This is a genomic window from Pelomonas sp. Root1444, from assembly GCF_001426885.1.
In the GTDB taxonomy this organism is placed as follows: domain Bacteria; phylum Pseudomonadota; class Gammaproteobacteria; order Burkholderiales; family Burkholderiaceae_C; genus Pelomonas.
In genome coordinates this window covers 1,100,379-1,113,671 of record NZ_LMFP01000003.1, presented here as the reverse complement: position 1 = coordinate 1,113,671, position 13,293 = coordinate 1,100,379, and the positions used below count along the sequence as shown (strand labels likewise).

Annotated in this window: 7 protein-coding genes and 1 CRISPR repeat array; all 7 genes read right to left on the bottom strand. The window is 68.8% G+C overall.

Annotated features, from left to right (window positions below; genetic code table 11):
- Positions 1–25: 25 nt before the first annotated feature.
- Positions 26–5,336: direct repeats of the CRISPR family, unit length 37 nt; unit sequence GTTTCAACCCACGCCCGCCGGTGAAGGCGGGCGGTGC.
- Positions 5,337–5,523: 187 nt separating this feature from the next.
- From cas2 to ASD35_RS07825, 7 genes are read right to left on the bottom strand one after another with little or no spacing between them, the layout of a single operon-like run.
- The gene (cas2, locus tag ASD35_RS07855; RefSeq protein WP_056874300.1) at positions 5,524–5,814 is read right to left on the bottom strand and encodes a CRISPR-associated endonuclease Cas2; all 291 of its coding nucleotides are present in this window, start codon (positions 5,812–5,814) and stop codon (positions 5,524–5,526) included.
- 7 nt (positions 5,815–5,821) lie between these two features.
- Positions 5,822–6,871, bottom strand: coding sequence for a type I-C CRISPR-associated endonuclease Cas1c (gene cas1c, locus ASD35_RS07850; protein WP_056874299.1), 1,050 nt, complete (start codon positions 6,869–6,871; stop codon positions 5,822–5,824).
- Positions 6,872–6,885: 14 nt separating this feature from the next.
- Positions 6,886–7,542: a CRISPR-associated protein Cas4 gene (gene cas4 / locus ASD35_RS07845; RefSeq protein ID WP_056874298.1), complete on the bottom strand. Its 657-nt coding sequence runs from the start codon at positions 7,540–7,542 to the stop codon at positions 6,886–6,888.
- A 16-nt stretch (positions 7,543–7,558) separates the two neighbouring features.
- Entirely contained in the window at positions 7,559–8,467 is a 909-nt protein-coding gene (gene cas7c, locus ASD35_RS07840) for a type I-C CRISPR-associated protein Cas7/Csd2 (protein ID WP_056874297.1), read from the bottom strand.
- 4 nt (positions 8,468–8,471) lie between these two features.
- The gene (gene cas8c, locus ASD35_RS07835; protein WP_056874296.1) at positions 8,472–10,253 is read right to left on the bottom strand and encodes a type I-C CRISPR-associated protein Cas8c/Csd1; all 1,782 of its coding nucleotides are present in this window, start codon (positions 10,251–10,253) and stop codon (positions 8,472–8,474) included.
- Positions 10,250–10,906 carry a type I-C CRISPR-associated protein Cas5c gene (gene cas5c / locus ASD35_RS07830; protein ID WP_056874295.1) on the bottom strand — a complete coding sequence of 219 codons (657 nt, stop codon included), beginning with the start codon at positions 10,904–10,906 and terminating at the stop codon, positions 10,250–10,252. Before cas5c ends, cas8c begins: the two co-directional genes overlap by 4 nt.
- A gap of 43 nt (positions 10,907–10,949) precedes the next feature.
- The gene (locus ASD35_RS07825; protein ID WP_056874294.1) at positions 10,950–13,271 is read right to left on the bottom strand and encodes a CRISPR-associated helicase/endonuclease Cas3; all 2,322 of its coding nucleotides are present in this window, start codon (positions 13,269–13,271) and stop codon (positions 10,950–10,952) included.
- Positions 13,272–13,293 lie beyond the last annotated feature (22 nt).

Sequence of the window (13,293 nt, the reverse complement as noted above, 5' to 3'; positions counted from 1 at the left end):
GCCGCCAAGAAAGCCGACGAGGCGGGTTTCAACCCACGCCCGCCGGTGAAGGCGAGCGGTGCGTCCCCAGCGAGGCGATGCGGCCGAGGGACGGCCGGTTTCAACCCACGCCCGCCGGTGAAGGCGGGCGGTGCGAACTCTTGGACGCCGCGCGCGATCTGCTGTGTGTTTCAACCCACGCCCGCCGGTGAAGGCGGGCGGTGCATGGGCTTGTCGCGCGCGATGTCCCAGCGCGACAGCAGGTTTCAACCCACGCCCGCCGGTGAAGGCGGGCGGTGCCGACGGATACAGTTCGTGTGAGCGAATCGGAACTGTTTCAACCCACGCCCGCCGGTGAAGGCGGGCGGTGCCAGGTGCACTGCATCGAACGAGTAGTTGGTGAAGTTTCAACCCACGCCCGCCGGTGAAGGCGGGCGGTGCGGCCATCGCGGGCGCGATCGGCCTGTTGATCGAGTTTCAACCCACGCCCGCCGGTGAAGGCGGGCGGTGCGAGTCGCTGGTGAGCGACGGCTTCAGCGACAGCTGTTTCAACCCACGCCCGCCGGTGAAGGCGGGCGGTGCGGTGAGCCCGGCGTGGCGGCAGAGCAGCTACGGCCTGTTTCAACCCACGCCCGCCGGTGAAGGCGGGCGGTGCGCTGGGCGCCCCATTCCGCGGTCCACCCACAGGTTGTTTCAACCCACGCCCGCCGGTGAAGGCGGGCGGTGCGTCGAAATTCAGGCCACGGTAGAGGCCCAGCTTGTTTCAACCCACGCCCGCCGGTGAAGGCGGGCGGTGCACGATGGGCGCAGCGCCTGACGACAGTGGCGGAAAGTTTCAACCCACGCCCGCCGGTGAAGGCGGGCGGTGCGATGCTGCATCGGCAAGGCGCCCAGACGTTGCTGTTTCAACCCACGCCCGCCGGTGAAGGCGGGCGGTGCCGTCGAGTCCGCCGTCACGCACCAGCGCATCGGCGTTTCAACCCACGCCCGCCGGTGAAGGCGGGCGGTGCTTCGACGGTGGTGCCGAGCGCCTGGGCAACAAAGGGTTTCAACCCACGCCCGCCGGTGAAGGCGGGCGGTGCGCGCCTACGGAGCGCGGAGAGGCAGTGCCGTGCTGTTTCAACCCACGCCCGCCGGTGAAGGCGGGCGGTGCTGGGCGTGCGGTCGGTACCGGTCTTGTCGGAGTGGTTTCAACCCACGCCCGCCGGTGAAGGCGGGCGGTGCAGTGGCTTCAGCGGTTTCCGCGGCGTTGTTGGTGTTTCAACCCACGCCCGCCGGTGAAGGCGGGCGGTGCGGCGACGCGCCGGTGTAGTCCGCGGCGCTCCACAGTTTCAACCCACGCCCGCCGGTGAAGGCGGGCGGTGCGCCGCCGATGACACCGGCAACTGGACTTTCAGCCGTTTCAACCCACGCCCGCCGGTGAAGGCGGGCGGTGCTCGAACTCGGCCTGCCCTTCATCCGGCGCGAGTTTGTTTCAACCCACGCCCGCCGGTGAAGGCGGGCGGTGCCGGGCATGACCAACGTGAACGCCGCCAACTTCGGTTTCAACCCACGCCCGCCGGTGAAGGCGGGCGGTGCAGCGTCGGGGACTTCATGGAGGGCGTCCCCCTGCTGTTTCAACCCACGCCCGCCGGTGAAGGCGGGCGGTGCAGCCTGGATGGCATGCGCTTCAGCGACCAGATGCGGTTTCAACCCACGCCCGCCGGTGAAGGCGGGCGGTGCGCCCACAGGCACAGGCTTAAAGCCGCCCCAGCTTGTTGTGGTTTCAACCCACGCCCGCCGGTGAAGGCGGGCGGTGCGCAGTACCGCGAGGCCGCCGAGTCCAAGCGGCAGTTTCAACCCACGCCCGCCGGTGAAGGCGGGCGGTGCGCGAACAGGTCGCCCGCCTCCGGGTGGTCCGCATCGTTTCAACCCACGCCCGCCGGTGAAGGCGGGCGGTGCCCTGCGGCGTTCTTGCGGTTCGGGTTCATGACGAAGTTTCAACCCACGCCCGCCGGTGAAGGCGGGCGGTGCATCGTGTGGGAGAAGCAGCCCGGGCGGTACGTGCTGTTTCAACCCACGCCCGCCGGTGAAGGCGGGCGGTGCCGGCGATCCTGAAGGCCAACGAAGGCATCCCGCAGTTTCAACCCACGCCCGCCGGTGAAGGCGGGCGGTGCCCCTCGAGCATTGCGCCGCTCGTGGCGATCATCGAGGTTTCAACCCACGCCCGCCGGTGAAGGCGGGCGGTGCGTCACTGATCCCGTCCCGGTGCCGGTGTTGAGCTTGTTTCAACCCACGCCCGCCGGTGAAGGCGGGCGGTGCACCGGGACGGCGCGCGCCAGCGCGAGATGTCGGTGTTTCAACCCACGCCCGCCGGTGAAGGCGGGCGGTGCACCGCCTTGATGACCGGGCGGAGGATCATGGTCTTGTTTCAACCCACGCCCGCCGGTGAAGGCGGGCGGTGCTTGCCGGATTTGCCCGGTTTCCGGTCGTGAGGACGTTTCAACCCACGCCCGCCGGTGAAGGCGGGCGGTGCCACTTCAAGCCTGGTCAAGCCGTGGCCTACGAAGGTTTCAACCCACGCCCGCCGGTGAAGGCGGGCGGTGCGGAGCCTTTGCCGGTTTCGACGTAGGCGACGCGGTTTCAACCCACGCCCGCCGGTGAAGGCGGGCGGTGCAACGGTCGCAGAGCGCGGCTCATTGGCGACGATGTTTCAACCCACGCCCGCCGGTGAAGGCGGGCGGTGCAGGCTGCCCGCGGGCGGGATGGTGAGGCCGTCGGTGTTTCAACCCACGCCCGCCGGTGAAGGCGGGCGGTGCGGTCGCGCGTCGACACCGTGCCGTCGGTGTTGAAGCGTTTCAACCCACGCCCGCCGGTGAAGGCGGGCGGTGCACGCGCTCAGCGAACAGGCGCTCGGGTTCGCCCAGTTTCAACCCACGCCCGCCGGTGAAGGCGGGCGGTGCCGCATCTGCCGGCAGGCCGGCCGACACATTGTCGAGTTTCAACCCACGCCCGCCGGTGAAGGCGGGCGGTGCACTGGCGTCTCCGGGCGCTGTGCGAGGCCAGCTCGTTTCAACCCACGCCCGCCGGTGAAGGCGGGCGGTGCCAGTCGGCCAGCTCGGCGCGGACCGTCTGCGGGCGGTTTCAACCCACGCCCGCCGGTGAAGGCGGGCGGTGCTCCGTCGGCGGCCGCGAGCAACTGGCGGCACTGCTGTTTCAACCCACGCCCGCCGGTGAAGGCGGGCGGTGCACCACGACACGCGCCAGCAGATCGGCGTGGTCGAGTTTCAACCCACGCCCGCCGGTGAAGGCGGGCGGTGCCGCGCGATGGGCCATGCCCACAGCCTGGCTGACGTTTCAACCCACGCCCGCCGGTGAAGGCGGGCGGTGCGCTGCGCCGACCTACGCGCACATGGTGGCGCTGGTTTCAACCCACGCCCGCCGGTGAAGGCGGGCGGTGCACAAGTACCTCGACAGCGACGTGGAGTACTCGCTGTTTCAACCCACGCCCGCCGGTGAAGGCGGGCGGTGCCGTCTGCACTCCCTCTTCACCTCGGAGAACACATGTTTCAACCCACGCCCGCCGGTGAAGGCGGGCGGTGCCGGCCTTGGGGCGCATGAGCACCAGGCGTGAGGTGTTTCAACCCACGCCCGCCGGTGAAGGCGGGCGGTGCGTCGTTCGACGCCGCCGTCGACGCGTTTAAGCGGTTTCAACCCACGCCCGCCGGTGAAGGCGGGCGGTGCGGCGGTGCTGCGCGCAGACCCGAGCCCCCAGCCGTTTCAACCCACGCCCGCCGGTGAAGGCGGGCGGTGCAACCCGATGAGCCCACCATGACCGACCGCCTGACGTTTCAACCCACGCCCGCCGGTGAAGGCGGGCGGTGCCAGTGACCTTGTGCGCGTCGGTGAGGTGGCAGAAGTTTCAACCCACGCCCGCCGGTGAAGGCGGGCGGTGCTCCACTCGCCGCGCGCCTTGCGGTCGGCGATCTCGTTTCAACCCACGCCCGCCGGTGAAGGCGGGCGGTGCGCAAGTTGCCCAGCCCTTCGGCAAAGCCAGCGTCGTTTCAACCCACGCCCGCCGGTGAAGGCGGGCGGTGCTGTCGAGCGGCAGGGGCATGCCCTCGTTGGAGAGGTTTCAACCCACGCCCGCCGGTGAAGGCGGGCGGTGCAACGTCATCGCCGGCGCACCATTCCGCACCATCGTGTTTCAACCCACGCCCGCCGGTGAAGGCGGGCGGTGCGGGCCGGGGCATCGGGGCGCGCCACGCGGGCAAGGTTTCAACCCACGCCCGCCGGTGAAGGCGGGCGGTGCGTTGTGTTGCCGGACACACCGGCACCGGTCACATAGTTTCAACCCACGCCCGCCGGTGAAGGCGGGCGGTGCCCATTGCATTCCGCGCTCCGGTGACGAGCACGCAGTTTCAACCCACGCCCGCCGGTGAAGGCGGGCGGTGCGCGGGTGGAGAGGCTTTGCTCGGCGATCTTGTCGTTTCAACCCACGCCCGCCGGTGAAGGCGGGCGGTGCAACTGGCCCAGGTTGACGCCAGCCGAACCGCCGGTTTCAACCCACGCCCGCCGGTGAAGGCGGGCGGTGCGCCGATCACCAGTGCACTCACGGGGTGGATGCAGTTTCAACCCACGCCCGCCGGTGAAGGCGGGCGGTGCCATCGATCCCCCCATCCCGCCGACCGCCTGACCCGTTTCAACCCACGCCCGCCGGTGAAGGCGGGCGGTGCTCACGGGCCGCGCCTTCCGCCCGCAGGTGCTGCGTGTTTCAACCCACGCCCGCCGGTGAAGGCGGGCGGTGCCCGCGCACTCGCCAGCTACATCGCCGAGCTGGAAGTTTCAACCCACGCCCGCCGGTGAAGGCGGGCGGTGCCCACACCCTCGGCGACGGGCGCGCTGCCGGCAAAGTTTCAACCCACGCCCGCCGGTGAAGGCGGGCGGTGCGCGCCAAGGTGGCCAATGGCAACAACTGGTGCCATGTTTCAACCCACGCCCGCCGGTGAAGGCGGGCGGTGCCAGCCCACACCAAGGCTTGCGTGTCAGGGTGCAGGTTTCAACCCACGCCCGCCGGTGAAGGCGGGCGGTGCCGCGCTCGGCGCGCGTGAGCATGTGCACGACGACGTTTCAACCCACGCCCGCCGGTGAAGGCGGGCGGTGCAGGTCGAGCAGCAGACCGGCCGCAAGCCCGGCAAGTTTCAACCCACGCCCGCCGGTGAAGGCGGGCGGTGCAGCGCTTTGCCAGCACCGCAATGCCGCCAGCAAGGTTTCAACCCACGCCCGCCGGTGAAGGCGGGCGGTGCTCCGCGTTGCGTGAGCGTTGAGCAGCGTTTAAGTAGTTTCAACCCACGCCCGCCGGTGAAGGCGGGCGGTGCCCCCCGCTGGCAAAGCCTGAGCGGAACTGGCGAATTCTGCCGTTGTCCGCGAACCATGGACTCGCTGACTGGTTGCAACGTGGCGTGATGGCCGCCTGAGCTCGCAGGTGCCTGTCATCACTGGCTTTTCGCGCCGCGCGATCCTCACGGTGAGGACCGCGGCGCTGCAGGTTCGCGCGGGAGGCGCTCACAACACCAGGGGCCCTTCAAAGTCGACCGCCTTGAAGTGGCCGTACTCGCGAACTTCCGCGCCGCGCGTGTCGGGGAGGCGGTAGATGCGCAGGCAATCCTGCGTCTCCTCGATTTCGGCGCGCAGCTTGCGCTCCAGCGTTTCCAACTGGGCGAGGTCGATCTGGCATTCGAAAACCGATTTCTGCACCCTCTGGCCAGTGGCTTCGCAGAGCTTGGCCACACGGCGCAGCCGGCGCCGGCCTTCGCGTGTTTCCGTGTTCACGTCGTAGCAGACGATCACCAGCATGGCGCTTTCACCGGATAAGGAAGGGCAGGTAGCTTGCCGGCCGGCCCTCGGCGTCCGTTTCGCCGCGCACCGCGCGTGCGAGCAGCCGAGCCTGCACGAGCGGCACGAGGCCGAGCGCCATGGGCTGTGCGAGCAAGGGGTGCTGCAACGTCTCCTGCTTGCGTTCCTGGAACGCAACGAGCACGGCCTTGCGCGCGTCGGGTTTGAGGGTGACCGCGCCGCCCTCGCGTTCGATGAAGTCGGCGGCGCGCAGTTGCTGGCGGTTGATGAGGGTGAGCGCCAGGCGGTCGGCCACCGGGCGGAACTCTTCCATCAAGTCCAGCGCCAGCGCCGCTCGTCCCGGGCGCAGCGCATGCAGGAAGCCGACTTGAGGGTCCAGCCCCACCGCCTCCAGCGCGCTGCGGCAGTCGTTCATCCAGAGGCTGTACAGGAAAGAGAGCAGCGCATTGAGGCGGTCGCGCGGCGGCCGGCGACTGCGGCCGTCTTGCAGGTGGAAGTGCTCACGCGCCTCGGGGCGCACGAGCAGGCTAAGGCCCATGAAGTGCTCGCGCGCGGCTTCGCCTTCCACACCGCGCAGTGCATCCAGCGTTTCGCACCCAGGCAACGCGCGAAGGCTGGCTGCCAGGTTCTGGGCGAGGCGGGTGAGTCGCGCGCCGTCTGCCTCGGACTTGGCTTCCCGCGCGCCGCGCAGCAGCAGGCTGCGGGCGTTGCGCACCTTGCCGGCGACGAAGCAGCGCGCCAGCGCGAGCGTGCGGCCGGCGTCCAGGCTGAACTGGTGTTGTGCGCGGCGCAGCAGCACGTTGCCGGCGGTGGCGCCCTCAAGCCGAGCCTGGAAGCGGCCGTGGTCGTCCAGCAGCACCAGTGCGACGCCTTGCTGGGCGAGCGTGTGCATCAGCGGGGTCGAGACCTGGATGTGGCCGAAGCACACCACGGCATGCAGGTGATGCAGCGGCACGCGGAGCTTGAGTTCGCGGTTCTGTTCGATGGCGAGCGTCTGGTTCTCCACGCGCAGGTAGGTTTCCGGCGTGGTGAGGTAGAGGGTATTGAGCAGCTGCATGCGCACCTCGGCAGTCAGGGCATGACGCCGAGGTCGGCATCGGGATCGAACAGCGCTTGAATGGCGGGTGCGCCGCCTGGTTGCGCCGTCTCGGGTTGGCAGCGGTCGTGCAGCGAGCAGTTCTTGCAGCGCTGCGCAGCGAGGCTGCCGGTCAAGGGAGGTGGCAGCTGCCCGCTGTCCAGCAGCGCATGCACCGCAGCGCTGGCTTCGGCCACGCGTTGCCGCAGTGCAGCGTCGATGGCCACGACGCGGCGGCGTTTGGAGCTGGCGTAGAACAGCGCGGCTTCGGGCACCTTGCGCCCGGTCATGGCTTCCAGGCACAGCGCCTGCGCGGCCAGCTGCAGCTCGTCGCAGGCAGCGATTTCGGCGGCCTTGTTGCGCGACCCCTGCTTGTACTCGACGGGGTAGGGCGTGCCGTCCGGCTCGAACTCCACTGCGTCCGCCTTGCCGATGAGGCCCAGCGCGTCGTGCCAGAGCGGCAACGCGCGCTCGACCCGCGCGCCGCGTTCGCTGAGCACGCCGGGCTGGTCCACCCGGGCGTGCAGTGCGTTGCCGCGCAGCGTGTGCAGGTTGTCGTCGAAGGCCTGCTCCAGGTGGATGAGGGCGCATTGCCGCGGGCAGTAGGCCCAGTGCTGGAGGGCGGACAACGGGATGGGGTCAATGTCTTGCATGGCCCATCCCTGCCGTTCAGCCGATGCGGCGCAGCAGCTTGACGCCACTGGGCAGGCCGGCCTCGTCGACGCTGACTTCATAGTCCGCAAAGCTGCGCGGCGCGGCGACGCCGTCCTTGAGCTTGATGCTGATGCGATCGAACAGGCTGTGCGAGTGGGCGTTGCCGAGCTCGCTCTCGTGCTGGAAGACGAACAGTCCGCGGGTGGCCATCTCGCCGCGGGCGGCCGAGCGGTCGTGCTCGAACATCTGCTCCAGGCCTTGCATCAGCAGTTCCAGGTCTTCGGCGCTGAAGCCGGTCTGCTTGGCGAGGAAGGCGGACACGAAGCCGTGCGAGCGATAGAGGCCGTAGGGCACGGTGTGCTTGCGGCCCATGGTGCGGTTGTCGCCGCCTTGCTTCTCGGCCTCGGCCTCGGTGGCCACGGCCATGCGGGTGATGCTGTGCTCGCTGGCGACGATGGGGTCGGCGGAGCGGGCGAAGGTCAGCTGCACGGGGCCGCGGACCTGACCGCAGTTGACGCCGGTGGACATGACAGCGCCGAAGGTGCGCACGTCGAAGAAGTTCTGGCAGATCCAGGCACGGGCCTTGTCCACGCTGTCGGCACTGCCCTTGCGCTTCTTCTTGCCCTTGGCGTCGGGGTCGTCGGCCAGTTCGGCTTCGGCGCCCACAGCTTCATAGGCCTTGCGGTGGGTCTGCTCCAGCACCGCCTTTTCCTTGATGTAGATGTCGTAGGGCGGCTGCGCGCCTTTGACGAGCTGCACGAAGTTGCGCAGCTTGCGCTTGAGCGCCACGTCGGTCATCAGGCCGTGGCCGGTCTCGGCATCGATGCGGGGCATGTTGCCGGCGTCGGGGTCGCCATTGGGGTTGCCATCCTTCACGTCGAAGAGCAGCACGAAATCAAGGCGGCCGGTGATGGGGGTGCTCATGTTCTCAATCTCCCTGGGGTTGGTCAGTGGTGGTGTCGGTATCGGTCTTCTTGGTGAAGAAGTCTTGGCGCTGGTGGTAGTAGCCGAGGGCGAATTCGGCTTGCTGGGGCAAGGTGAGGCGGTGAGGCAGCTCTCGCATCGGTAGCGCCACGATCTCGCCGACCAGCTTTTGGAAGTACTCGGCTCGCTTCTTGGTGAGCTTGCGCAGGTGGGCAAACATCAGTTTTTGCAGTGACGCAAAGATGTTGGCGGGCGTGGTCGATGCGGCGCCGAAGTAGCGATCACGAATGGTGGTGTTGATATCGCCCTGGGCCTCACCCTGAATGCGCTCAAACGTGGCGAACAGTCGCCCGCACTTGTAGGCCGGTGTGTCGTTGCTCATGTCGAGGGTCTCCTTGAACGGAAGCGTGGAAAGGTTGGGGCGAGGCTGGCTGCGCATCTGGCGGTTGAGCCAGGCCTTGAGCACGCAGGCGCGCAGGTAGGTCACGTCTTGCTCGGCCTTGCAGCGCTGCACGGCGGCATTGAGCAAGCCGGCCGGCAGGGGCAGGTCTTCGAGGATGGCGCGCATCCATTCACCGGCCAGGCGGGGCGGGATGTTGTCGGCCTTGCCTTGCAGGGCGCAGGTGGTGAGCAGCCTGAAGAGCGAGGGGGTCTCGGGCTCGTTGTCGAAGCGTCGTGCCACGCGGATGTCCTCGAAGTGCTGGAGTAGACGCGGCGCCAGGTCGACGAAGGGCACGCCGGGCAGCCAGAAGCGCACGCTGATGCGCGCCGCATTGGGTGCAAGGCCCAGGATGAAGAAGCGGGTGCTGCCTTCGGCTGCAGGCTGCTGGCCGGCCTGCACGGTGCGGTAGAGCGCGCGCACGGCGTCCCGTCCTCGGTCCGGGTTGTCGGGCCTGGGCTCGCCCAGAAGGTCGGCCAGCGTGTATTCGCCATCGAATTCATGCGGCCTGTCGGCCCAGAACACGGTGGAGGCATCCCCCACTTGGACGCGGTTGCGCGAGTCGGTCTTGAGCAGGTCGTTGAGGGCGGTGGTGTAGGCGAACGCGGCCTGCTCGCTGACCGGCGCGTTCAGCCCCTGCGTCTTGCCGTAGGAGTTGAAGGCATCCAGGTTGAAGGACACGACGTTGGCCCCCGAGCTCTGTGCGCCCCAGACGCCCTTGATCGATGTGTGCAGTCGCGCCGCCGGGAGCTGCTGTCCTTGCAAGATGAGGCAGGGAGCCAGTTCGCCAGCGCTCTGGGATGCGCGGAGTGCATCGATGGCTGCGGCCACGGCCGGGCGCTCGCAGATGAGCAGGCCTGGATCGCCCTGAAGCTCGAACGCGACCTGGGCATTGGTTTCGAGCATTTCGGCCCAGTGGGGCGCTGCCTGCAACGGGATGAGATGAGGCGCGCGCAGGAAAGCGAGCAAGGCGTTCAGGCCCACATCAGACCCGGCCCAAGGTAGTAGGGCCTCCGCACGTTCCCGGAATGCGGCGGCCTGTTTCGCCAGGTTTGGGCTTTCGGCCTTGGCGCTGGCGCCGAGCGCGTACTCGGCGCTGTCCCACAGCAGGTTGGCCGCGACGCCCGAGGTCTTCTTGACCGACTGCGGGACGAGGAAGCTGGCGCCGACCCGCTTCTTGCCCTCTTGCCGTCGCGTGTCGCGCAACTGCACGGCGCTACCGTCGGGCCGCAGCTCGACGACGAAGGGGATGACCTTGTCTTCCCAGCCCGGCTTGGGCAGGCGGCGCGCGGGGTCGGGGTCGTGGCTGCGGCGCTCGTACAGATCGGCCAGGGCGTGCAGGATCATGCGGCCACCTTTTGGGAATCGAACGCGGGCACGTCGATGACGCCTGCCTTCATCGCGGCGCGGAAGAAGCGGGGCTGAGGCGAGGCCGGGTTGCCAAAGTCAAGGTCGTGCAGCATCCAGCCGAGGTCCTTGTTCTCCGCAATGGGCGGGGGCTGCGGGCTGCCCGGCTCGACCAGGCGCACGTCCGCGGCGAACTCGCGGCAGCCGAGGTAGGGCTGGTTGACACACTGCCCTTTGCTGGCGCGGCGCAGGAACATCTCTTCGTATTTCTGGCGCGGCTCGTTGCTGGTCACCTGCAGTTCCGCATGCAGGCGGTAGGCCACGTCGCGCAGGAAGAGCCCGGCCCGCTGCTGGCGCTCGTCCTCCACATAGAGCGCCAGGTCGCCCGCGCCGGCCGTCATGGCCTGCTGCACGTTGCGGGTGGAGATCACTGCGCCCACCTCGTTGCGCCGCAGGTTGATCCAGCGGATGGGCCGAAGCACCTCGATGCGGCGCACCTGCCAGCGCACCGCGGGCTTCCACAGGATGGCTTCGAAGAGCGAACGCGCCGCAGAAGGGGTGATGACGTCGTAGGAGACGCGCTCCACCTTCATCTCGGGGCGGGTGAAGCAGGCGAAGTCGCCGCTGGCAAGCAGCGTGAATGTCTGGGGCATTGTTCCTCCCTGGAATACCTTTTTGAATGCCTCTTGAGCAACGCTACTGGACGAGGCTCATGGCGTCGAGCGGGTGACTTCCCGATAGCAAGCCAAAGCGCGGGTCATAGCGCGTGACGTCGGTCAGCAGATAGCCCCCGCCCGGCAGCGGCGCAAGGTCGCGCTCGAGGGCCTTGAACTGGTGGGCGTGCACGTTGAGCGTGTAGCGCTGGAGCTTGCGCAGCAGCCAGCGATCGGTGGCGCCGCTTTGGAGCTGCTGAATCAATGGGGCCAGCGCCTGGTGGCTCCCACCGATGCCGGGAACCTCGTGCAGGGGAACGATCACGGCCTCCTGCCCGGCGTCGTCGATCAGCTTGAAGTTGTCTGCCGCCGTGCGGAAGCTGAACTCGAACTTCGTGTCACGGTCTTCGAGCAGGCCGACGATGCCCTTGGCGTCGAGCTGCGGCTGGCGGCTGTAGAAGAGCTGGAAGTAGCGCTCGAAAGCGGTGGGTGCCAGAGCATCGGGCAGCCCGGCCGCATGCAGGCTGACCGTCGTTTCGGCGGCGCTGCGCAAGAGCGCGAGCGGCTTGGGGATGGGGCGCACGAAGACGTGCACGGCGCCGGGCGCATCGAGCCGCCCTTCGCGGTTGCAGCGGCCGGCGGCCTGGGCAATGGAATCGAGCCCGGCGAGTGCGCGGAAGACGACGGGGAAGTCCACGTCCACGCCGGCCTCGATGAGTTGCGTGGCGATGAGGTGCAGCGGCTGGTCGCCGCGATGCGCGAGGCGATGGCGGAGTTCGGCCAGCACGTCGGCGCGGTGGGCGCCGCACATGGCCGCGCTGAGGTGCAGGGTGCTCTCGCGCGGCAGCAGGCGGGCGAGGTCCATGGCGTCCTGCCGGGTGTTGACGATGGCGAGCGCGCAGCGCTCGGCTTGCAGGCGCTCGGCCAGGTCGGGCAGTTCGGTGGGCGTGGAGAGGTCGCGCGGCCAGTGGATGTGGGTGCGGCGCAGGCGATCGAACAGGGGCTCCGGGGTGTCGATGATGGGCTGCGCTGCGGGCAAGCCGCGAAGACGTTTGCGGATGTCCGGGTGACCGCTGTCGGTCAGCACGGGTTGCGTCGCGGTACACAGCACGAGGCTGATGCGAAATCGCGCGAGCAGGACGTTGAGCGCATCGAGGATGGGTTGCAGGAAAGCCGGAGGCAGCATCTGCGCCTCATCCAGCACGATGACGCTGCCGGCCAGGCGGTGCAGCTTGCGGCACTGCGAGGTGCGGGCGGCGAACAGGGACTCGAAGAGCTGGACGTTGGTGGTGACGATGAGGGGCGCGTCCCAGTTCTCGGCGGCAAGGCGAGTGGCGGTGGTCTCGCGCTCGTCGCGTTCCTGGGCCTGGCTGTGGTGCTCCAGCACGTTCTCGGCGCCGAAGATGCCGGCGAACACGCTGGCCGTCTGCTCGATGATGCTGGTGTAGGGAATGGCATAGACCACGCGGCGCAGGCCGTGCTGGCGGGCGTGGTCGAGGGCGAAGGCGAGCGAGGACAGGGTCTTGCCGCCACCGGTGGGCACGGTGAGGCTGAAGACGCCGGGCGGCAGTTCGGCCTTCGCGCGGCAGGCGGCGAGCACATCGCCACGGGCGCGCATGATGGGGTCGTCGGCACGTCCTTGGGCCTGGACTTCGGCGGCCTTGGCATCGAGGTGTGCGCCCAGCCGAGCTGCGTACTCGGCAATGGAGGGGAAGGCGCCGCGTCGGGCCGCCTTGCCGTCATCGAAATGACGCTCGGTGTCCAGGAAGTCGGCATCGACCAGGGCCGAGAACAGCATGCGCAGGCCGAGCGCACGACCGAGTGGCAGACCGTTCTTGTTGTCCTGGCTCCACCGGCGGGCCTCAGCCATCAGTGTGGTGGCGTCGAGGGGAGCGGCTGGTGTGGTGTTCGCCTGGGCCAGGGCGTGGATGGCCTCGCGATGTTCAGCTTGGGCGTTGGTGTGGGCCAGGCGCGTTGCCAGGCCTTCGTGGGTATCGGGCTGCCAATCCGCAAGGCCGGCGTGGTGCCCGGCGATCAGATATTCCAGAGGCCGGGCCAGTGCGGCTGCGGCGGGGGAGCCGATGATGCGCACGAACTCGGCCCGGGCGTGCAGGGCACCGGCGGCCGAGTGGGTCTTGTCATTGCTGCGAATGCGACCTTCGATGTGGGCGTCACGGTCTTGCTGCACATGGCGTTGGAACCCCGGACGGGCCTTGCCGAGGTCGTGCCAGGCGCCAGCAAGCCGAGCCCAGAACGGGTCGTTCCAAGTGGCGGAAAACTCCGCAGCAAGACGTGCCACCTTGGCGAGATGCTCGTCGAGCGGGTGCCAGTCACCCGCACTGTTCCGGCTGTGCGCGATCAGCATGAATCCCCCTGAGCTGTGGCTG

Bases quoted from the DNA above. Each gene is read 5' to 3' on its own strand.
- cas2 (WP_056874300.1), bottom strand. From the start codon at position 5,814: ATGCTGGTGATCGTCTGCTACGACGTGAACACGGAAACACGCGAAGGC.
- cas4 (WP_056874298.1), bottom strand. From the start codon at position 7,542: ATGCAAGACATTGACCCCATCCCGTTGTCCGCCCTCCAGCACTGGGCC.
- cas1c (WP_056874299.1), bottom strand. From the start codon at position 6,871: ATGCAGCTGCTCAATACCCTCTACCTCACCACGCCGGAAACCTACCTG.
- cas5c (WP_056874295.1), bottom strand. From the start codon at position 10,906: ATGCCCCAGACATTCACGCTGCTTGCCAGCGGCGACTTCGCCTGCTTC.
- ASD35_RS07825 (WP_056874294.1), bottom strand. From the start codon at position 13,271: ATGCTGATCGCGCACAGCCGGAACAGTGCGGGTGACTGGCACCCGCTC.
- cas7c (WP_056874297.1), bottom strand. From the start codon at position 8,467: ATGAGCACCCCCATCACCGGCCGCCTTGATTTCGTGCTGCTCTTCGAC.
- cas8c (WP_056874296.1), bottom strand. From the start codon at position 10,253: ATGATCCTGCACGCCCTGGCCGATCTGTACGAGCGCCGCAGCCACGAC.